Source organism: Stenotrophomonas sp. YJH_SMC_69 (genome assembly GCF_059370495.1).
Window position 1 is genome coordinate 214351 of record NZ_JCAFTS010000006.1, and the last position, 21241, is coordinate 235591.

Below are 21241 nucleotides of genomic sequence, written 5' to 3' on the forward strand. Positions count from 1 at the left end.
GGGAAAGGGCGCCCAGCGGCGCCCTTCATGCATCAGAAGCGGTGGGTGTAACCGCTCATCAGCCCGAACTGGTTTGCCTTCTGCACGATCGGGCTGTTGGCCGCATCGCCGAGCAGGCGCGTGCCTTCGGCCGAGATGTACCAGTTGCCGTTGCGGCCCACGCGGTGGCTCCACTTCAGGCCGACACCGGCACTGACCAGGCCGGCCTTCGGCCTGTGCTCGGCGAAGCCCGTGCGTTTGGCCTGTTCCGGGCTGACGCCGTACCAGGTCTGCATGTAGCCGCGGTTGCCGTAGTCGGTGGAAACACTGCCGCTGACCACGCCACCGGCCAGGTCGAACAGCGGCATGCTCAGGTTCAGATGGATCTGCTGGGTGGCCAGGCCGTTCTCGGCCTTGTCCTCGTCCTTGCGGGTGAACTGCCAGGAGCCGCTCAGCACGGCTTCGCCCAGCGTATAACCAGCCGAGACGCCGACCAGGGGACGGGTATCGATATCACCCATGCCGCGCAGGAAGTCCGAACCGCCCAGCAGCGAGTACTTGTCCTTGCGGATGCCGCTGGCGCCGACATAGGCACGCACGCGCGTGTGCTCGCCGAGGGAGGTGCCCCAGCCGATGCCACTGGTGCCCAGAAACCATCCCCCCGGCGAGGTGACATCAAAGGACAGCGACGGCGTCGCACGATACTCCTCGCTGCCGCTGTAGCGCGGTGCCACGCCGCCGCCGGCGGCGAGCTCGAAGGTCCAGTGGTCATCCTTGGCGTGGGCGATCGGGGCGGCGAACAGCGGCAACACGGCCAGGCAGAGCAGGGCGGGGGAACGGCGAAGCTGGGACATGGAAACTCTCGGCAATGGGAGGAAAGCAGCGCGCGCATCCGGCGAGTGCTGCAGGGTTGCCAGCGTGGCGATATGCCGGCGACCGATCCGTCCGCAGTTGTGCGGGAGTTGTAATCAACTGTAATCGCGCCCTTGGGCGTTCAGCTGGCAGCCAGCGGCCAGTGCATTTCCAGGCGCGCGCCGCCCAGCGTGGCGCGACTGATGCGCAGCTCGCCGCCGTGGCGGGCTGCAATGCGGCCGACAATGGCCAGGCCCAGGCCGAAGCCGCCGGTATCGCGGCTGCGGCTGTCGTCCAGGCGGGTGAACGGGCGCATCACCTTCTCCCGATCGGCTTCGGCGATGCCCGGGCCGTCATCGTCCACGCGCAGGCAGGCGCGGCCGCTGATACCGACCAGCGAGACCTCCACCTGCGAACGCGCGTGGCGCAGCGCATTGCCGACCAGGTTGCTCAGCGCCAGCTGCAACAGGCGTGGCTCGGCATCCACTCGCGGCAACGCGCTGGGCTGCACGCGCAGGACAATGCCGGCACGTTCGGCATCGCGGCGGGCATCGGCCAGGCAGGCCTGCAGCCAGTCGTTGGCTTCGATGCGCTGCATCGGCTCGCCCTCGCTGGGATGCTCCAGCCGTTCGTAGGCCAGCAGTTCGCTGACCAGCCGGTTGAGCTCGGCCAGGTCGCCGTGCAGGCCCTGCGCCAGCCGTTCGCGGCGTTCGCGGTCATCGCTGTCCTGCATCAGGTCCAGGCCGAAGGCCACCCGCGCGATGGGCGTGCGCAGTTCGTGCGAAATGGCATGGGTCAGGTCGCGCTGGCGCTGCACCAGTTCGGCCACGCGTGCCGCCATGCGGTTGGAGTGTTCGACGATGACCCGGATCTGCGAGCGAGGCGAAACCTGCGCACGTGCCTGCAGGTCGCCGGAACCGATGCGGTCGGCGTGCCGGCGCAGTGCTTCCAGGTCGCGCCAGAGCAGGCGCACCCAGGCATACAGGCTGGCGCCCACCAGCAGCAGGATGCTGAGGTAGGCGGCGATGGTCATGTACGTCGTCATCTGCACCGCGCCGGGCAGGCGCAGGTGCAGCCAGCGGCCGCCGATGCCGTCGATGGGCAGCAGCACCTGCTGGTACTGATCGCGCACGACGAAGCCATCGGCCTTCACGGCCTCCTGTTCCTGCGCGTCGAGCGCGGGAGGTTTGTCGAGCAGGGTCAGGGCGATGCCGTAGTGTGGCTGCCACTGTTGCAGGCGCTCACGCTGCTGGACGGCGTCCAGGCCGGCCAGGCCACTGCGCAGGGCGTACACCTGCCCGCGCACCTGCTGCACGAACACGCGATCCTGCACGGGCGTGTAGATGCCATCCAGGATGTGGTTGAGAAAGAACACCGACACCAGGAAGCAGGCGCCGGTGATGAACCACAGCCACAGGAACAGCCGCTTCATTCCGACCAGGCCGCAGGATTGAACTGGTAGCCGCGCCCCCACACGGTCTTGATCCGCCGCGGTTCGCGCGCATCGTCGCCGAGCTTGCGGCGCAGCTTGCCGATGCAGACGTCGACGCTGCGGTCCAGACCGTCGAAGCCGATGCCGCGCACCGCCTGCAGGATCTGGTCGCGCGACAGGATCTGCCCCGGCTGGCTGGCCAGCAGCCACAGGATCTCGAATTCCGTGGTGCCCAGCTCGACCGGCTGGCCGTGCAGGTGCACCTCGCGCTGCATGCGATCGATCAGCAGCTCACCATGCATCAGCCGGCTGGGCGTGCCGGTATTGCTGCTGCCGTGGCGGCGGCGCAGCAGGGCGCGCAGGCGGGCCAGCAGCAGGCGTGGCTCGATCGGCTTGTGCACATAGTCATCGGCACCCGATTCCAGGCCCAGCACCTGCTCGATGTCGTCCTCACAGGCGGTCAACATCAGGATCGGCACATCGGAGAAGCTGCGGATCTGCCGGCACACATCGATGCCCCCCAGGCCGGGCAGCATCAGGTCCAGCACCACCAGTTCCGGTGCATGCTGGCGGCAGGCGGCGCTGGCGAGGTCGCCGCGTGCCACGTGCTGCACGGCGAAGCCATGTTCGTGGAGATAGTCGCTGACCAGTTCGGCCAGGCGACGGTCGTCCTCCACCAGCAGGACCGACGTGGGCGAACTGCTGGCAGGGGGAGTCCAGGGGGATGGCTGCATGCGTGGGGCCTCCGTTCCCAGGCAGGAGCGCCCGGCGGCGCAGCCTAGCAACGCCCCATGACGACTGCCTGAATCGCGGCCAACCTGATAACCGCGGGTACGGACGTCATCGCCAGCGGCTTTCAGCGGGCGGCCCCGGCTGGCCTATGGTGGCGGTTTCCCGGATGGAGCCTGGTGCAATGAGCGACCCGCAGTGGCAACTGGAAACCCTGGCCGTGCACGGCGGTTACCGTCCCGACCCGACCACCCGCGCGGTGGCGGTGCCGATCTACCAGACCGTGGCGTATGCCTTCGATGACACCCAGCACGGCGCCGACCTGTTCGACCTGAAGGTTCCGGGCAACATCTACACGCGCATCATGAACCCCACCACCGACGTGCTGGAGCAGCGCCTGGCCGCGCTGGAAGGCGGCATCGGCGCGCTGGCGCTGGCCTCGGGGCAGGCCGCGATCACCTATGCCATCCAGACCATCGCCGAGGCCGGCGACAACATCGTCGCCTCCAGTGCGCTCTACGGTGGCAGCCTCAACCTGCTGGCGCACACGCTGCCGCAGTACGGCATCCAGGCGCGCTTTGCCGATCCGGCCGACCCGGCCGCGTTCGCCGCGCTGATCGACGACCGCACCAAGGCGGTGTTCGTCGAATCGATCGGCAACCCGCGCGGCAATGTCACCGACATCGCTGCGATCGCCGAGGTCGCGCATGCCGCCGGGGTGCCGCTGATCGTCGACAACACCGTGGCCACGCCGTTCCTGCTGCGCCCGTTCGAGCACGGCGCCGACATCGTGGTGCATTCGCTGACCAAATACCTCGGGGGACACGGCAACAGCCTGGGCGGCGCGATCATCGATTCCGGCCACTTCGACTGGACCGCACAGCCCCAACGCTTCGCACGGCTCAACCAGCCCGACCCCAGTTACCACGGCGTGGTCTATACCGAAGCCCTGGGGCCAGCGGCCTACATCGGCCGCGCGCGGGTGGTGCCGCTGCGCAATACGGGCGCTGCGTTGTCGCCGTTCAACGCGTTCCTGATCCTGCAGGGCATCGAGACCCTGGCCCTGCGCATGGAACGCATCAATGCCAATGCGCTGGCCGTTGCGCAGTTCCTGAAGGCGCATGCCAGGGTCGCCTGGGTGCGCTACGCCGGACTGGCCGACGACCCCGAGCATGCCGCCGCGCAGCGCTATCTGGGTGGACATGGCTCGGGCGTACTGACCTTCGGTCTGCCCGGTGGGCGCGAGGCCGGCGCCCGCTTCCTCGATGCGCTGAAGCTGTTCACCCGCCTGGTCAACCTGGGGGATGCGAAGTCACTGGCCACCCATCCGGCTTCGACCACGCATCGCCAGCTGGATGCAGCGGAGCTGGCCAAGGCCGGTGTCAGCGAGGACACCGTGCGGCTGTCGATCGGCATCGAGCACATCGGCGACCTGCGCGCGGACCTGGAACAGGCCCTGGCCGGCGCCTGATAGCTGCGCGCTTGGTCGTCATCGCCACAGGCGATCACCGCCGGCACCGCGATGGGTTACGGTGGAACTGCCTCTCCAAGGCGTGGCAACGTGGCGATCCAGATCCCCGGTCGATGCGGGTCGACCGGGGATTTTTTGTTTCCGGGGTCAGATCCGTTTTCCTGTGGAAAACGGATCTGACCCCGCGCGCCGCCGTGTCGACCAAGGTCGACATCCACCAACAGCAGCGGGGAACTGTCGAAGGCGGGGTGGGTCCGGTTGCGGGAGTGTCCGCGGCATGGATGCCGCGGCCAAGCCCCCATGGAAGGGTTTACGGCGTCTCCCGCAATCGGACCCACCCCGCCATCCCACGCTATGCCCGCTTTTGCCGTTGCCGTTGTTTCGGCAGGTGCAGGGCTGCAAGCCCTGCCGCACGCACACCCCTCACACCACCGGAATGCTGTGCTGCCCCAGGTTCCGGTACGGCGGCGTGGACATGATCATCTCCGCCAGCGAATACGCCAGCTCGCGCTCGGCCATCACCGTGCCATCGGCGCCGTGCTCCAGCAGATGCTTCACCTCGGCATCGCTGTGCGCGCGCGCCAGCAGGGTCAGGTCCGGATTGATCGCCCGCAGCTTGGCCAGCGCCTCACCGGCTTCCAGCGGCTGCGGAATCGCCAGCACCGCGATCTTGGCGCGCTCCGGATGGGCCTCGGCCAGCACCCGGTCGGCGGCGGCACTGCCGCGGATCGCCGCCAGGCCCTTGGCATGTGCCTGCTCGACGTGTTCCTTGTTGTCATCGATCACCAGCACCGGCACGCCACGGTCGCGCAGCACCTGCGCCAGTTCGCTGCCGACGCGGCCGTAACCGATCACGATGGCGTGGTCATGCAGGTCGCGCGACGGGCCGATCGCTTCGGGCGGCTCGGGTACCTGCGGAGACTGCTCCTGCTTGGCCTGCCAACGGTCCAGCAGGCCGAACACCAGCGGGTTGAGCATGATCGACACCAGCGCGCCGGCCAGCACCAGCGACTGGCCTTCCTTCGGCAGGATCTGCAGCGCCACGCCGAGGCCGGCGATGATGAAGGCGAACTCGCCGATCTGCGCCAGGCTGGCCGAGATGGTCAGCGCGGTGCTGGTCGGGTGGCCGAACGCACGCACGATGAAGAATGCCGCCGCCGACTTGCCGAACATGATGATGGCGACGGTGGCCAGCACCTGCCACGGATGCTGGACGAGGATGTTGGGGTCGAACAGCATGCCGACCGACACAAAGAACAGCACCGCGAACGCATCGCGCAGCGGCAACGAATCATGCGCGGCCTTGTGGCTCAGCTCCGATTCGTTGAGCAGCATGCCGGCGAAGAACGCGCCCAGCGCGAACGAGACGCCGAACAGCATCGCCGAGCCGAACGCCACGCCCAGCGCGATCGCCAGCACCGACAGGGTGAACAGCTCACGCGAACCGGTACCGGCGATGCGCTCGAGGATCCACGGGATGACCCGCCGACCGACCACCAGCATCACCGCCACGAACAGGCCCAGCTGCACGAAGGTCCAGCCGATGTCGGCCAGCACGCTGCCGAGCGAGTGCGATTCCTTGGCCGCGTCAGGACCGAACACACCGGCCATCACCGGCATCATCACCAGCGCCAGCACACAGGCCAGGTCTTCCACGATCAGCCAGCCGACCGCGATCTTGCCACGCATCGTTTCCAGCAGGCGGCGTTCCTCCATCGCCCGCAGCAGCACCACGGTACTGGCGGTGGCCAGCGAGAAACCGAAGATGACGCCATGGATGGCCGGCCAGCCCATCAGCGAGGCCACGCCCCAGCCGAGCAGGGTGGCCACCGCGATCTGGCCGATGGCGCCGGGGATGGCGATCGCCTTGACCGCCATCAGGTCCTTCAGCGAGAAGTGCAGGCCGACGCCGAACATCAGCAGCATCACGCCCAGTTCGGCCAGCTGGTTGGCCAGCGCCTGGTCGGCGACGAAGCCGGGAGTGAACGGGCCTACGCAGATGCCAGCAACCAGGTAACCGACCAGGGGAGACAAGCGGAGCTTGTTGGCCAGCGCGCCGAAGATGAAGGCGAGCCCCAGGCCAACGGCAACGATGTTGATCAGGTCGGTGTCATGGTGCATCGGCACTCGCAGGCAATCGGGGGATGCCCCGATTTTCACCGATGCGGTCACATACGGCAAACCTGGCCAGCGTATCGGATCGTTGCGTGGGCGGCTTGTACGGGCGAGATATCAAGCCTTGTTGAGAGATGGCAGGCCCTGACGGGCCGAATGGTGCCTACCTATGGGGGGGCTCCAGGCGTAGCCGTCGATGATCACACCATCTGCCGGCGCTGGGTCTCTTCCAGGGCAGGCTCGGCCTGCTGCGGCGAGGCGGCCAGCTGCTTGTCCAACTGATGAATCTGCCGCAGCGACTCCGCAACGGGTGGCTGAAGGGCCGTTTCAATGTTGATGTGGGCACGCAGATGGCCCGGGTCATCCAAGGCTCCTTGAATGACGAAGATGTTCTCCGGCCTTGGGGGCTGACCAGCCGGCAAGCCCAATACCACATGGTCGATCCGTTCCAGACCTTGTGCCCGGGCAAGTTGGGTGAGGCTGGCCGCCATGCGTTGGCTGGCTTCATCAGATGCGCGACCCAACGATGCGTCCAGCGCGTGGACGCCGGCGAGTGCCTGCTGGTGAAGCGATGCCGAGGCATCGCTCAGCGATGGGATGCTGGTTTCCGGCCGTTCGGTTGCCGGTTGCGGCTGCGAAGGACTGGTGGGCCGCACGCGCTCTGCCTTGCGAATGGACTCGATCAGCTCCCGCGGTGTATCGGTGAACAGCAGTTCGCCTGCATCCAGGGACTGCCCGGTAACCTTGTTCACGGTACTGGTCGCCCACGATGCGCAGGTATTGCCATATGACCAGGTGACATTTTCGCCCAAGGCCTGGTCAAGTCGCTTGATCTGCTCGGGAGTCAATTCGTAATAGCGTGAGGCCGAAGGTGTGGCCCGGGCTTCCATGCCTTCGCGGATGTCCGAACCTGGGCCATTGTCCTCAACGAGTGGATGGTTGTCTGGCCACAGGCCATGGAACGTCGTATGGCCGTTTCGCGTCACCGAGATCCAGGCGTGGCCGTCCACGAACTGATTGAACGACCCCTGTGTATTGGGGTCTACGTGACTATGGATGCCGAGGACGACCTTGTCGCTCATGGGATGCCCTTACGGAAAAATCTGTGTTTCGCCATCGGCGTACAGCATCACCACGCGCGGCGCCATCAAGGGAATTTCCTGACGGGCCGGGCCAGCAGGTCCGGGCTTCACGTCGCGCCGCAGCATGGTTGTGCATTGGCCGGATATGGGGCAGCGATCAACAACGACTTTCATGGTGTCCCCTTCCACGACATAGCTCATCCCTGCCGCGTAATACATGCTTTCCATCGGTTCATTGAACTGGACCTGGAGCTTCGACGCGGAGAGCTGGGTGACGACGACCGGCTCAAGGCTCGATTTGGAATAGCTGGGTTTCACGTGATCTCCTGAACACCCTGACAGGGGGGCCGCCAGCGCAACCCACGCGAGCGCAGCGTACACATGGCGGCGAGTGATGCAGGCTCTCGTCACGGAGCGGCTCCTTCGTTGGTCCGCTGATTATGCACGGGACGACCTATGAGGCGCGTGCAACAGAGCACAGCCTGGAAACCGGGTGCAGGAGCTGGCAACGGTATACGGTCAGGGCCGCACCTGCCCCGAGGCCGCGGGCGGGTGTGTGGAGCAGCGCCGGGCAGGGCCCGGCGCACCCATTACCCCTTACCAGGTGTACTTGATCCGCCCGTACACATACGCGCCGTTGAAGCCGAACGGCGAGTAGTTGCTGTACGGCAGCATGCCGAAGGTGGAGTTCTGCAGGTCTTCGGTGCGGTCCGGGTACTTGTCCAGCAGGTTGTCGGCACCCACGGTCAGGGTCCAGTTGCTGCTGGGCTTGTAGCTGGCCGAGGCATCCACCACCCAGGCGTCGCCGTAGGTCTGGTCACGCAGCGCGGTGGCCGAGTTGCGCACGGTGAATTTGCCGTAGCGGGTGGCGGCCAGGCCCAGCTCCCAGTGGTCCGAACGCCAGGTGCCGCTCAGGATCGCCTTGTCGCGCGGGTAGCTGTCCTCGATGCGACCGATCTCATCACGGCCGATCAGCGACTGGGTCAGGCCCAGCGTGCCGAACACCGGCGGGGTGCCGCCAACGCGGCGCACTTCGGTGTCGTTGTAGCTGTATGCCGCGGTCAGCTCCAGGCTGCTGGCGCTGAACGGTACCGTGTAGCTGGAGACGAAGTCGACACCGCGGGTGCGCGTATCCAGGCCGTTGGTGAAGTAGGAGAACGCGGTCACCTGCGGCAGGCCCAGGGTGCCCAGCAGCGCGCTGGTCGCGGCATTGGTGGTGATGCTCGACGACAGCGCGATGCGGTCATCGATGTCGATCTGGTAGGCATCGACGGTGATGTACAGGCGGTCGACCGGCTGCAGCACCAGGCCCAGGCTGTAGGAGGTGGAGGTCTCGGCCTTCAGCGGCGAGGCGCCCAGCGCCTGCGCGGCCTGGCTGGTGGTCGGGAAGGTGCCGCGCTCGACGAATACGCCATTGAGGAACTGGCTGGTCACCGCCTGGTAGCCCTGCTGCGCCAGCGAGGGCGCGCGGAAACCACTGGAGGCGGTGGCCCGCAGCGCCACCTTGTCGGTGAACGCGTAGCGCGCCGACAGCTTGCCCGAGAAGCGGTCGCCGAAGTCCGAGTAGTCCTCGTAGCGGCCGGTGATGCCGGCCGAGAACTTGTCGGTCAGGTCCGCTTCCAGGCCGGCGTAGACCGCGTAGTTGTGGCGGTCGGCATGCACTTCATTGGTCGGGGTGAAGCCGCCGAAGCCCTGCGCGCCACTGCCCGTGTACGAGTTCAGTTCGCCCGGGTTCTGGTCCCACTTCTCCTTGCGGTACTCACCGCCGAAGGACAGCGTGACCGGGTAGGCCAGGCCCCAGTCCAGCGACTTGGTCAGATCGGCATTGAAGATGTCCTGCTGGTACTTCAGCGTGCCGTCGTAGAACGAGCGCGGGCTGGTCGCACCGAGGCTGTAGTTGATGCTGTTGCGGGTGTGGAAGTCCAGGGTGTTCTCGCCGTGGTTCAGGCTCAGGTCCCAGGTCCAGCCGTTGTCGGTGTTGCCCTTGACCCCGGCCACCAGCGAGCGGTCCTTGGAATACTGGTTGATCTCCGGCACGTAGCCGTCCGGGTAGGTCTGCGCCAGCAGCGCGCTCTGCCCGCTGTGGTTGCGCGAACGGTAGAACGCGAACGAGGTGATGTCGCGGTTGCTGAGCAGCGCGCTGGCGTAGCCGGTCACGTGGTCGCTGAAGTCGAAGCTGGCGTTGGCCGAGGCCGCGGTGGCATCCACGCGCGGGTCGCCGACGATGAAGGTCTTCTGGCCGATGCTGGGGAAGTTGCCGGTGTTCGGCGTGGTGCCGCGGTACGGGCCGGCGCGGTTGCTCTCGTCCTGCTGGCTGATCTGGCCGGCCACGTGCACGCGGCCGCGGCCGTTGCCGAACTCGACGCCGGTGTCGCCGGACAGCTGGTACTTGTTGCCGTCGCCGGCCGAGTACTGGCCGTAGTCCACTGCCAGGCTGCCGCCACTGCCGCTGCCCTTGAGCACGATGTTGATGACGCCGGCGATGGCGTCCGAGCCGTACTGCGCCGAGGCACCGTCGCGCAGCACTTCCACGCGCTCGATCGCGGCGATCGGGATCGCGTTGATGTCCACCGCCGACGAGCCACGGCCGATGCTGCCGTTGACGTTGATCAGCGCCGAGGTGTGGCGGCGCTTGCCGTTGACCAGCACCAGCACCTGGTCCGGCGACAGGCCGCGCAGCTGCGCCGGGCGCACGCCGCTGGTGCCGTCGGTCAGCGCCGGGCGCGGGAAGTTCAGCGAGGGCAGGGCGCGCGACAGTGCGGTGGCCAGTTCACTGGTACCGGTGGACTGCAGCACTTCGGGGGTGATGATGTCGATCGGCGACTGCGATTCGGCGACCGTGCGGTCGGCCACGCGGGTGCCGGTGACGATCACCGTGTCCAGGGTGTTGGCGGCGGTGCCGGCCTGCTGTGCAGCGGCGACGAACGGAGAGCCACCGAGTGCGACAGCGACGGCGGCGGCGATCAGGCGGGTCTTGCGGGTCATCGGGATGGGCTCCGGTTGGCGGGGGCGGCACCGGAATCGACATCACGAGCGTGAGGCGGACGGCGGTTGTTGCGGTGCGCAATACAGCAATTAACGGGATATTCAGTGCCTGTCAAATGCCAGGCGTCAGAAAAAACGTTGCAGCAGCAACCATTTAGCCCGGATCAGCGCTGGCAGGAAGGGACCCCGGGACGCGCGCGGCGGGGACGTGGGAGAGAGGAACGTCGGCCACTGCGCATCCCGGGACGCGTCAAGTATTCGTTAACGCTAGAATTGCGTCGCAGGAACAGTGCTTACCAGCACATTCCATCCGGTTATATGGACCCCTCCCCCGATGATCTCCCTTCGTAATTTCGCCTTGCGCCGCGGCGAGCGGCTGCTGTTGTCCAATGTCGACCTGACCCTGCACGCCGGTTACCGGGTAGGTGTGGTCGGCCGCAACGGTGCTGGCAAGTCCAGCCTGTTCGCGGCGGTGAAGGGCGAGCTGGAGGCCGACAAGGGTGACGTCGACCTGCCCGGCAAGGTGCGCATCGCCAGCGTGGCCCAGGAAACCCCGTCGCTGCCCGACCCGGCGCTGAGCTTCGTGCTCGGCGGCGACCTCGAGGTGGCCGCGGTGCTGGCCGCCGAGGCCGACGCGACCGCCCGCGAAGACTGGGAAGCGGTGGCCGAGGCGCACACGAAGATGGCCGAGCTCAACGCCTACGACGCCGAGGCGCGCGCCGGCAAGCTGCTGCACGGCCTCGGTTTCCCCGCAGAGACCCACCACCGCGCGGTGTCTTCGTTCTCCGGTGGTTGGCGCGTGCGCCTGAACCTGGCGCGCGCGCTGATGATGCCCAGCGACCTGCTGCTGCTGGACGAGCCGACCAACCACCTGGATCTGGACGCGGTGTACTGGCTGGAACAGTGGCTGCTGAAGTACCCGGGCACCCTGCTGCTGATCTCGCATGACCGCGAGTTCCTCGACAACGTGGCCACCCACACCCTGCACCTGCATGGCGGCGGCGCCAAGCTCTACCCGGGCGGCTACACCGATTTCGAGCGCCAGCGGGCCGAACAGCTGCGCCAGCAGCAGATCGCGCATGAAAAGGAACAGGCCGAGCGCGCCCACCTGCAGAGCTTCATCGACCGCTTCAAGGCGCAGGCCAGCAAGGCCGCGCAGGCGCAGAGCCGCATGAAGCGCCTGGCCAAGCTGGCCGGCACCGAAGCGGTGCGCGCCGAGCGTGAGTTCCGCATCGAGTTCGCGCCGCCGGCCAAGCTGCCGTTCTCGCTGATCCGCCTGAACCACGTCGAGGCCGGTTACGGCAAGGACGCGGTGATCCTGCACAACGTCGGCTTCGGCCTGGAAGCGGGACAGCGCATCGGCCTGCTCGGCCCGAACGGTGCGGGCAAGACCACCCTGGTGAAGACCCTGGTGGGCGAACTTGCACCGATCGTCGGCGAGCGCATGGCGCACCCGGACCTGAAGATCGGCTACTTCGCCCAGCACACCGTGGAATCGCTGCACGAAGGCCAATCGCCGATGGAGCACTTCCGCGAGATCGCCCCGGACGCACCGAACCAGTCCTTCCGCGATTTTCTCGGCAAGTGGAACTTCCCGGGCGATCGTGCATTCGAGCCGGTTGATGGCTTCTCCGGTGGCGAGCGCGCGCGCCTGGCGCTGGCGCTGATCGCCTGGCAGCAGCCGAACGTGCTGCTGCTGGACGAACCGACCAACCACCTTGACCTGGAAATGCGCGAAGCACTGGCCGAAGCGCTGGCCACCTTCGAAGGCGCGATCGTGATGGTCTCGCATGACCGCCACCTCATCGGCCTGGTCTGCGATACCTATTGGCGCGTGGCCGATGGTGTGGTCGAACCGTTCGATGGCGACCTGGACGCGTACGCCGCGTGGCTGCGCACCCGCCCGCAGGCGCAGGGCACCAAGGCGCGCATGGAGCAGGTGGAAGAGCCGGTGGTGGTCAAGACCGCACCGGTGGCGCAGGTGGTGCAGAAGAAGCCGGTGAACCCACACAAGCTGGCGGCTGCCGAGGCCAAGGTGGCCGAACTGGAGGGCGCGCTGGCCGAGCTCGACCGCCAGCTGGCCGACCCGGCCAACTATGCCGATGCCACCCGCATGGCGGTGATCGGACGTGACCGCGAAACCACCGCCGCGCAGCTGGAGAAAGCCGAAGCGGCGTGGATGGAGCTGCTGGAGTCCTGATCACGCAAAAAAAAAGGGGACGGAGGGGATTAAGTCGTTTGTGCCACAAACGACTTAATCCCCTCCGTCCCCTTTTTTGTTACGTGCCCTGCGCCTGCAGCCATTCGCGGAAGCGCTTGGCTGGTTCGCGCTCGGCGCGCGAGCGCAGCCGCGTCAGCCAGTAGCGGCCCAGCTCCAAGGTGGTGCCGAAGGGCTGCAGCAGGCGGCCTTCGGCCAGTTCCTGCTCGAACATGCACAAGGGCAGCAAGGCCACGCCGGCGCCCCCGGCGGCGGCCATCGCCACCGTCAGTGAGGAATCGAACACCGGCCCGCGGGCTTCCACGCCGCTCACCCCGGCCGCCTGCAACCAGCGCGGCCATTCGTCGCTGCGGTAGGAACGCAACAACGGCAGTGTGGCGAGGTCGCGCGGTTGCTTCAGCCGCCGCGCCAATGCGGGGGCGCACAGCGGTGCGAAGGGCGCATCGAGGATTGCCGTGCAGGCCTGGCCCTGCCAGTCGCCATCGCCGAAGCGGATCGCCAGGTCCAGCCCTTCGCCGGCCAGGTCGATACGGTTGTTGTGGGTCTGCAGGCGCAGCTCGATGTCCGGGTGCGCGGCTTCGAACGCCGCCAGCCGTGGCAGCAGCCAGCCGGTGGCGAAGGTACCGACCACGCCCAGCGTCAGCACCTCGCGTGCCGGGCCACCGGTATAGCGCGCGATGCTGGCGGAAATGCGCTCGAACGCTTCGTTGAGCACCGGGTACAGCGCTGCCCCTTCATCGGTGAGCGCCACGCCGCGTGGCAGGCGATGGAACAGGCGGATGCCAAGCCGGTCCTCCAGCCCACGGATCTGATGGCTCAGCGCGGCCTGGCTGACACACAGCTCGAGCGCGGCACGGGTGAAGTTCTGGTGGCGGGCGGCGGCTTCAAAAGCGCGCAGCGCGTTCAGCGGCAGGGTAGGGTGCAACATCGAAAAGCCGTGAGCCAGGATGATGGCTGATCGTACTCGTTCAATGAGGAATTTCGTAAATCTCAATGAGTTGATCGCGACAGGCATGAATTCCACTTATGGCTTGCCTTGATTTTTCGCGCTGGTCGGCTGCAGGGGAGGCGCCAATAATCGAGCGGTCACCAGGAGAACCCCTATGCTCGCCCGTCGCCGATTCCTGCAGTTCAGTGGTGCTGCCGTTGCGTCCTCGCTGCTTGCCCCGGCGCTGGCGCAACCGGTTTCCGCCTCGTCTGGCATACCCGCCGCGAACGCCGCCATTGCCGGCGCCGCCGATTTCGCCGCGCTGGAGAAAGCCAGCGGTGGCCGCCTGGGTGTCACCGTGCTGAACACCGGCAACGGCCGTCGCATCGGCGGGCATCGGCAGGATGAGCGCTTCCCGATGTGCAGCACGTTCAAGTCGATGCTGGTCGCCCATGTGCTGAGCCTTGCCGATGCAGGCCGCGTTTCGCTCGACACCCGTGTGCCCATCGCCGGGAAGGATCTGCTGTCCTACGCTCCGGTGGTGCGCCGCCACGTGGGCAAGGATCTGACCGTGCGCGACCTGTGCCGGGGCACGCTGACCACCAGCGACAACACGGCGGCCAACCTGCTGCTGGAGGTGGTGGGCGGGCCGTCGGCGCTGACGGCATTCCTGCGCGGGCAGGGCGACAGCATTACCCGCAATGACCGCAACGAGCCGGACGTGAATCTGTTCGCGAAGGGAGACCCGCGCGATACCACCAGCCCGGCCGCGATGGCCACCAGCCTGGCCCGCTTCGCGGTGGGCAATGGCCTGCAGCCTGCATCGCGCCGGCAGTTCGCCGATTGGCTCATCGACAACCAGACCGGCGATGCCTGCCTGCGCGCCGGGCTGGGCAAGCGCTGGCGGGTGGGGGACAAGACCGGCAGCAACGGTGATGACACGCGCAACGACATCGCCGTGCTGTGGCCGCATGCGGGCGGCACCGCGTGGGTGGTCACCGCCTATCTGCAGGGCGCATCGGTCGATGACGACCAGCGCGCAGCAGTGCTTGCACGGGTGGGGGCGCTGGCCGATGCGATGATCGAATGAGGTAACCGGGGTCATCGGGAAATGGCTTGCCGGATCGGTCGGGCACGCGCATCCTGCGCGCGTTCGAACCCCACGGAAGACCCCGATGAGCCATGAGTTGATCTACCTGCTGCTGATCTTCGCGCTGCTGGTGATCCCGCGCGCACTGCAGCGATTCAGCCTGCCGGCGCCGTTGACCTGCCTGCTGTTCGGCATCATCGGCATGCTCTGGCTGGGCGACCAGGCACACGACGCGGTGATCGGCCTGCTGGCCACGCTGGGCATTTCCTCGCTGTTCCTGTTCGCGGGCCTGGAAGTGGATCTGCAGGCGCTGCGGCGTGGCATGTGGCCGCTGCTGGCGCACCTGGTGATCCGTACCGGCACGCTGTTCGGCGTGGGCTGGCTGGCCTGGCGCTATGCGGGGCTGCCATGGCAGGCCGCTGGGCTGCTGGCGCTGGCGCTGCTGACGCCCTCCACCGGCTTCATCATGGATTCGCTGTCGCGGCTGGGCCTGAGCGAGGACGAGCGGTTCTGGGTCACCAGCAAGGCCATCGCCGGCGAACTGCTGGCGCTGGCGGCGTTGTTCATCGTGCTGCAGGCCGGCGACCCGGGCCACATGGCGCTGTCCAGCCTGGCCCTGCTGGCGATGATGATCGGCCTGCCGCTGCTGTTCATCGCGCTGGGCCGCTGGGTGGCGCCGCACGCGCCGGGCTCGGAGTTCTCGCTGCTGGTGATGGTCGGCATGGTGGCGGCGTACATCACCTATCTGCTGGGCGTGTATTACCTGGTGGGCGCGTTCATCGCCGGCCTGGTCGCGCGCCTGCTGCACCAGCGCATGCCGCTGCTGGCCTCGCACGAGAACCTGCACGCGCTGCGCCTGTTCGCCTCGTTCTTCGTGCCATTCTATTTCTTCAATGCCGGCACCAAGGTGCCCAGCGAAGCCCTCAGTTTCGAGGCGCTGGGGCTGGGCATCGTGATCACCCTGGTGGTGCTGCCGCTGCGCATCGGCGTGGTCTGGCTGCAGCGCCGGGTGATGTTCGGCGAGAGCTTCCGCAGCAGCCTGCGCGTCTCGCTGGCGCTGGCCCCGACCCTGATCTTCACCCTGGTGCTGGCGGCGATCATGCGCGAGCGTTTCCAGATTCCGGCGGTGCTGTTCGGCGCGCTGCTGCTGTACGCCGCACTGACCACACTGTTGCCGTCGCTGGTGTTCCGCACACCCTTCGACGTCGATCCGGTGGAGCAGGAGCCGGCGGGCGAGGGCGAGTCCGCGCCGGTAGCGGCCACCGAGACGCGGCCGGAACCTCACATCGCCGAACGCTGACCGGTTGCCGCGCGCGGTTTGCGCCCGTCGGCCATGGCCGTTAGGGTTGGGGCATGAAACTGCCTGCCGTTGTCACCGCTTCCGCCCTCCTGCTCAGCCTCGCTGCCTGCTCGCAGCGTTCCGATACGGTCGCGCATGATCTGGCGACCGCACCGGCCGATGCCTTCATGGCTGCCATCGCCGCGCATTGCGGCCAGGCCTATGAGGGCCGGGTGGTGGAGGACACGCCGGCACCGACCGGCAAGGACCCGTTCGCCGGCCAGCGCCTGGTCATGCATGTGCGCGGCTGTGCCGACCCCGCCCATGAACTGCGGATTCCCTTCCATGTGGGGGATGACCATTCGCGCACCTGGGTGCTGACCCGCACCGAAAACGGCCTGCGCCTGAAACACGATCATCGCCACGAAGACGGTAGCCCCGACGCGATCACCCTCTATGGCGGCGACAGCACGCCACCGGGCACCGCCGAGCGCCAGCGGTTCCCAGCCGACTCCGATTCGGTGGCGATGTTCCGTCGTGCCGACATGCTGGCCTCCACGCACAACACCTGGGCGATGGAGATCGACCCCGACCAGACTTTCGTCTACGAACTGACGCGCCCGGAAGGCCGCCGTTTCCGCGTGAAGTTCGACCTGAGCAAGCCGGTCGAGCTGCCGCCCGCACCGTGGGGCGACGAGAAGGCGCCGGCACCCTGATCTTCGGGTCGGATCCCTCCTGCGGAGGGTCCGACCCGGTCACTGCATGAACCCACGGGTCAGAGCCCTGGCCGTCGGCCAGGGATCCGACCCCGGGGCTCAGCGCGCGCTGAAGCGTGCACGGCAGCCGTTGCTCACCCACACCTGGCCGCGTGCATAGCCCCAGCTGCGGCCTTCCTGGCAGGCACTGCCGGACAGCTGCTGCTGCAGCACCGGCCGGCCCTGGCGCTCATCCCAGTCGCAGTTCTGCGTGCGGTTGTTGTTGCTGCTGCAGGTGATCGAATAATTGCTGTTGCCGCCGCCCCAGCCACCGCCGCCGCCCCAGCCGCGGGCCTCGGCGAACTCGGCGCGGCAGCCGTTGCTGACCCAGACCGCGCCGTTGCGCACGCCCCAGGTGCGGCCTTCATCGCAGGGGCTGCCGGACAGCTGGCGGACCAGGCGGGCGTTGCGCCAGCCGACCGGGCAGCTGCGCTCACGGTTGCTCTGGCTCTCGCAGCGGATGGTTTCACCGGGACGGCCGTTGTTGCCGCCCCAGCCACCGCCATTGCCACCGCCCCAGCCGCCGCGGGCTTCAACGAACTCGGCGCGGCAGCCATTGCTGACCCAGATGCTGCCGTTGCGGCTGCCCCAGGTGCGGCCCTCGTCGCAGGCGCTGCCGGACAGCTGGCGGACCAGCTGCGCATTGCGCCAGCCGGTGCTGCAGACACGTTCACGGTTGTTCTGGCTTTCGCAGCGGATCACCCCGTCCTGCGCAGCGGCCGGAGCAGAGGGCAGGGCGAGCACGGCCAGAGTGCTCAGGGTCACGGCCAGGCTGGCCAGGGACAACGATTTCATGGCGGCATCCCATACGGTGGCAGGTGCCCGACTATAGGGACCGGGGCGATCAAGCCGGCGTGACTGCCCGGATTTGCCCCGGCCGGGGCCTCGGCCGCAGAATACGAGGCTTTCCGGCCCCCATCCGGTGCCGGCGTTCTCCAGCGGAGCTTCCCCCCATGCGTACCCACTTCTGCGGCCTGGTCGACGAGACCCTGATTGGCCAGACTGTCACCCTCGCCGGCTGGACCGACGTGGCCCGTAACCAGGGCGGCGTCTGCTTCATCGATCTCCGCGATCATGAAGGCATCGTGCAGGTGACCGTGGAGGTCGACAACGCCGACGTGTTCGCCGTGGCCGCGTCGCTGGGCTATGAGGACGTGCTGCAGGTGGAGGGCGTCGTGCGCGCCCGCCACGCGGTGAACGACAAGATGCGCACCGGCAAGGTGGAAGTGATCGCCACCGCCATCACCGTGCTGAACAAGGCCGCCCCGCTGCCGTTCCACGCCCACGAGAACCCGGGCGAGGAAACCCGCCTGAAGTACCGCTACCTGGACCTGCGCCGCCCCGAAATGCAGCGCATGCAGCGCACCCGCATCAAGCTGGTGCAGGCGCTGCGCCGCCACCTGGACGAAAAGGGCTTCCAGGACATCGAGACCCCGATCCTGACCAAGGCCACTCCGGAAGGCGCGCGCGACTTCCTGGTGCCGGCGCGCATGCATCCGGGCGAGTTCTACGCCCTGCCGCAGAGCCCGCAGCTGTTCAAGCAGATCCTGATGGTGGCCGGGTTCGACCGCTACTACCAGATCGCGCGCTGCTTCCGCGACGAGGCCCTGCGTGCCGACCGCCAGCTGGAATTCACCCAGCTGGACATGGAGTTCGCCTTCGTCCGCGAACGCGATGTGCAGGACTTCGTCGAGGACATGATCCGCGCCATCTTCAAGGAAGTGGTCGATGTCGAGCTGGATGCCAGCTTCCCGCGCATGACCTGGGCCGAGGCGATGCGTCGCTATGGTTCGGACAAGCCGGATCTGCGCATCGCGCTGGAACTGGTCGACGTGGCTGAACTGGTCAAGGACAGCGAGTTCCCCGTGTTCACCGGCCCGGCCAAAGATGCCGAAGGCCGCGTCGCCGCGCTGCGCATCCCGGGCGGCGCGGCGCTGAGCCGCAAGCAGATCGACGAGTACGCCGCGCATGCCGCCAAGTACGGCGCCAAGGGCCTGGCCTACATCAAGATCGCCGACAACGGCGAAGTCAGCTCGCCGATCCAGAAGTTCTTCAGCGAAGAGCGCTTCGCGGCGCTGGTGGCCCATGTCGGTGCCGGCAACGGCGATATCGTGTTCTTCGGTGCCGGTGGCTACAACAAGGTCTCCGACTTCATGGGCGCGCTGCGCCTGAAGGCCGGCAAGGACTTTGGCCTGGTCGCCGACGGCTGGGCACCGCTGTGGGTCACCGACTTCCCGATGTTCGAGTGGGACGAGGAAGAACAGCGCTACGTCGCCCTGCATCACCCCTTCACCGCACCGGCCGTGGACGACATCGCCGACCTGCGCGCCAATGCCCGTACCGCCGTCTCGCGCGGTTACGACATGGTGCTCAACGGCAATGAAATCGGCGGCGGTTCGATCCGTATCCACCGTCCGGACATGCAGAGCGCGGTGTTCGAGCTGCTGGGCATCGGCGCCGAAGAGGCCCGCGCCAAGTTCGGCTTCCTGCTCGACGCGCTGAACTACGGCGCGCCGCCGCACGGTGGCATCGCGTTCGGCATCGACCGCATCGCCGCGCTGATGGCCGGAACCGAGTCGATCCGCGACGTCATCCCGTTCCCGAAGACCACCGGTGCACAGGATCTGATGACCGACGCGCCGTCGCCGATCGTCGACGCGCAGCTGGCCGAAGTGCACATCCAGGTTCGCCCCAAGACCAACTGATCAGGAGATCCAGGCAATGACCGAGTTTGCGTTTTCGCTGGAGTGGGAAAAGCTGGGCAATGAAGGCTCCGAGGCCACCCTGGTCACCGAGCGTGCACGCGTGTTCGGGGGGTGGCTGGTCCGCGTCGGCACCAATCCGGCCGCGATGGCCCTGACCTTCGTCGCCGACGGCGAAGGCCGTTGGGACGGTGAAGACTTCGGCGTCGAGGACTACGAGGACGACGAAGAGGAAGAAGAGTACGACGAGGACGAGGAAGGCGAGGAAGAAGAGGACGAGGACGAAGAGGAATACGAGGAAGAGGACGAGGAAGAAGAAGCGGAATCGCCTGGAAAGGCTTGACCCGCGCTTCGCCCTGACGTCAACTTCCTGCATGTATTCGATCCGCCGCGCCACTGTGGACGACGCGCCGACCCTGTCGGCGCTGGCCGCACGCACGTTCACTGAAACCTTCGGCCATCTGTACCCGCCGCAGGACCTGCAGGCCTTCCTCGAGGAGGCCTACACGGTCGAGCGCCAGCGCGTGATCCTGTCCCACCCCGATTACGCGGTGTGGCTGCTGGAACTGGATGGGGAGGCGGTCGGCCATGCCGCCGCCGGCCCCTGTGGCCTGCCGCATCCGGATGTGAAACCCGGTGACGGCGAACTCAAGCGCCTGTACCTGGTCAAGACGCAGCAGAGCTGCGGCTGGGGCAGCCGCCTGCTGGAAACCGCGCTGGCCTGGCTGGAACACGAAGGCCCGCGCACGTTGTGGCTGGGCGTGTGGTCGGAGAACTTCGGCGCGCAGCGCTTCTACGCCCGCTACGGCTTCGAGAAGGCCGGCGAGTACCTGTTCCCTGTCGGCGACACCCAGGACCTCGAATTCATCCTGCGCCGCGCGCCGCGCGCGGCCTGACGTTCACCGCCGCTTGCCGCGCGCGCGTGTTCAATCACCTCACGTTCCTGCCCCGCTGACCGCCAGGCTGTTTGCATGACTCCCCCCGTATTGCTGCTGCATGGCATCTGGAATGCCCGTGCCTGGGTCGGGCCACTGGCCTGGCGCCTGCGCGCGCGTGGTTTCCAGGTACACGCGTTCGGCTATCCCTCGGTGTTCGGTGGCCCCGATGTGGCAGTGCCGCAGTTGCTGGAACGTCTGGCCGACGCCGGGCCGTTGTCGCTGGTCGGTCACAGCCTGGGCGGACTGCTGGCACTGGAGGCGCTGCGCCGCGATCCGCAGCTGCCAGTGCAGCGCGTGGTCTGCCTGGGCTCGCCGCTGCGCGGCAGTGGTACCGCGCGCTCGTTGTCCGATCATGGCTGGGGCCTGGCGCTGGGGCGCAGCAGCGAGCTGCTGCTGGACGGCCTGCCGGACTGGCAGGGCAAGGCCGAGGTTGGCCTGATCGCCGGTTCGGTGCCGCACGGGCTGGGCAGCCTGCTGGGCGCGATCGACGATGCGTCCGACGGCACCGTGGCCCTGGCCGAGACCCGCCTGCCGGGCCTGGCCGACCATTGCGTGGTGCGTACCAGCCACAGCGGCCTGGTGGTGTCGCCCGACGCCGCGCGGCAGACCGCACATTTCCTGCGCCACGGCCACTTCGACCACAGCCGCGACGCGGCGGCGGCATAGGGGCAGGGCAGGCGGGGCCG

The 21241-nt window shown here is 67.5% G+C and carries 18 protein-coding genes; 9 read left to right on the forward strand and 9 right to left on the reverse strand.

Translation table 11 applies throughout. The features are described from left to right. Positions 1–32 precede the first annotated feature (32 nt). The 3 genes from AC5P8F_RS12805 to AC5P8F_RS12815 form a co-directional block, all read right to left on the reverse strand. Positions 33–833, reverse strand: a complete 801-nt coding sequence (locus AC5P8F_RS12805) for a MipA/OmpV family protein (protein ID WP_346601530.1) — start codon at positions 831–833, stop codon at positions 33–35. 140 nt (positions 834–973) lie between these two features. Then, positions 974–2263, reverse strand: a complete 1290-nt coding sequence (locus AC5P8F_RS12810; RefSeq protein ID WP_049407037.1) for an ATP-binding protein — start codon at positions 2261–2263, stop codon at positions 974–976. After that, a complete protein-coding gene (locus AC5P8F_RS12815) occupies positions 2260–2997 on the reverse strand; it encodes a winged helix-turn-helix domain-containing protein (protein WP_014648178.1) in 738 nt (245 codons plus the stop codon). The genes AC5P8F_RS12810 and AC5P8F_RS12815 overlap by 4 nt, the downstream gene beginning before the upstream one ends. 179 nt (positions 2998–3176) lie before the next feature. Here AC5P8F_RS12815 and AC5P8F_RS12820 point away from each other — a divergent pair, with 179 nt between their 5' ends. After that, positions 3177–4463, forward strand: a complete 1287-nt coding sequence (locus tag AC5P8F_RS12820) for an O-acetylhomoserine aminocarboxypropyltransferase/cysteine synthase family protein (protein ID WP_288496513.1) — start codon at positions 3177–3179, stop codon at positions 4461–4463. 423 nt (positions 4464–4886) lie between these two features. Here AC5P8F_RS12820 and ybaL read toward each other — a convergent pair whose 3' ends face one another. From ybaL to AC5P8F_RS12840, 4 genes are all read right to left on the reverse strand, one after another. After that, complete coding sequence (gene ybaL / locus AC5P8F_RS12825; protein WP_041863753.1) at positions 4887–6584, reverse strand: YbaL family putative K(+) efflux transporter; 1698 nt, start codon at positions 6582–6584, stop codon at positions 4887–4889. A gap of 194 nt (positions 6585–6778) precedes the next feature. After that, on the reverse strand, positions 6779–7660 hold the full coding sequence (locus AC5P8F_RS12830) for an XVIPCD domain-containing protein (RefSeq protein ID WP_329768492.1): 882 nt from the start codon (positions 7658–7660) through the stop codon (positions 6779–6781). A 9-nt stretch (positions 7661–7669) separates the two neighbouring features. Further along, positions 7670–7978, reverse strand: coding sequence for a hypothetical protein (locus AC5P8F_RS12835; RefSeq protein WP_005418535.1), 309 nt, complete (start codon positions 7976–7978; stop codon positions 7670–7672). A gap of 279 nt (positions 7979–8257) precedes the next feature. Next, the gene (locus AC5P8F_RS12840; protein WP_046432169.1) at positions 8258–10645 is read right to left on the reverse strand and encodes a TonB-dependent receptor plug domain-containing protein; all 2388 of its coding nucleotides are present in this window, start codon (positions 10643–10645) and stop codon (positions 8258–8260) included. 334 nt (positions 10646–10979) lie between these two features. Between AC5P8F_RS12840 and AC5P8F_RS12845 the strand changes: the two genes are divergently transcribed. Beyond that, on the forward strand, positions 10980–12845 hold the full coding sequence (locus tag AC5P8F_RS12845; RefSeq protein ID WP_164167716.1) for an ATP-binding cassette domain-containing protein: 1866 nt from the start codon (positions 10980–10982) through the stop codon (positions 12843–12845). 79 nt (positions 12846–12924) lie between these two features. Here AC5P8F_RS12845 and ampR read toward each other — a convergent pair whose 3' ends face one another. Next, on the reverse strand, positions 12925–13791 hold the full coding sequence (gene ampR / locus AC5P8F_RS12850; RefSeq protein ID WP_049440344.1) for a LysR family transcriptional regulator AmpR: 867 nt from the start codon (positions 13789–13791) through the stop codon (positions 12925–12927). A gap of 175 nt (positions 13792–13966) precedes the next feature. Here ampR and blaL2 point away from each other — a divergent pair, with 175 nt between their 5' ends. The 3 genes from blaL2 (at position 13967) to AC5P8F_RS12865 (ending at position 16876) form a co-directional block, all read left to right on the forward strand. Continuing rightward, the gene (gene blaL2, locus AC5P8F_RS12855) at positions 13967–14881 is read left to right on the forward strand and encodes a L2 family extended-spectrum class A beta-lactamase (RefSeq protein ID WP_346601433.1); all 915 of its coding nucleotides are present in this window, start codon (positions 13967–13969) and stop codon (positions 14879–14881) included. Between the two features lie 85 nt (positions 14882–14966). Beyond that, positions 14967–16181, forward strand: coding sequence for a cation:proton antiporter (locus AC5P8F_RS12860; protein WP_032958940.1), 1215 nt, complete (start codon positions 14967–14969; stop codon positions 16179–16181). Positions 16182–16234: 53 nt separating this feature from the next. After that, positions 16235–16876, forward strand: a complete 642-nt coding sequence (locus tag AC5P8F_RS12865; RefSeq protein WP_014648171.1) for a hypothetical protein — start codon at positions 16235–16237, stop codon at positions 16874–16876. 99 nt (positions 16877–16975) lie between these two features. On the opposite strand, the gene AC5P8F_RS12870 is transcribed toward AC5P8F_RS12865, so the two are convergent. Beyond that, positions 16976–17710, reverse strand: coding sequence for a DUF3011 domain-containing protein (locus tag AC5P8F_RS12870; protein WP_032958942.1), 735 nt, complete (start codon positions 17708–17710; stop codon positions 16976–16978). 158 nt (positions 17711–17868) lie between these two features. On the opposite strand from AC5P8F_RS12870, the gene aspS reads away from it, so the two are divergent. The 4 genes from aspS to AC5P8F_RS12890 all read left to right on the forward strand — a co-directional run bounded on the left by aspS (position 17869) and on the right by AC5P8F_RS12890 (position 21221). Then, a complete protein-coding gene (gene aspS, locus AC5P8F_RS12875; protein WP_346601434.1) occupies positions 17869–19620 on the forward strand; it encodes an aspartate--tRNA ligase in 1752 nt (583 codons plus the stop codon). A gap of 16 nt (positions 19621–19636) precedes the next feature. Then, complete coding sequence (locus tag AC5P8F_RS12880; RefSeq protein ID WP_014648168.1) at positions 19637–19960, forward strand: hypothetical protein; 324 nt, start codon at positions 19637–19639, stop codon at positions 19958–19960. A gap of 31 nt (positions 19961–19991) precedes the next feature. Beyond that, positions 19992–20513, forward strand: coding sequence for a GNAT family N-acetyltransferase (locus tag AC5P8F_RS12885; RefSeq protein WP_014648167.1), 522 nt, complete (start codon positions 19992–19994; stop codon positions 20511–20513). Between the two features lie 75 nt (positions 20514–20588). Next, the gene (locus tag AC5P8F_RS12890) at positions 20589–21221 is read left to right on the forward strand and encodes an esterase/lipase family protein (RefSeq protein ID WP_032958946.1); all 633 of its coding nucleotides are present in this window, start codon (positions 20589–20591) and stop codon (positions 21219–21221) included. Positions 21222–21241 lie beyond the last annotated feature (20 nt).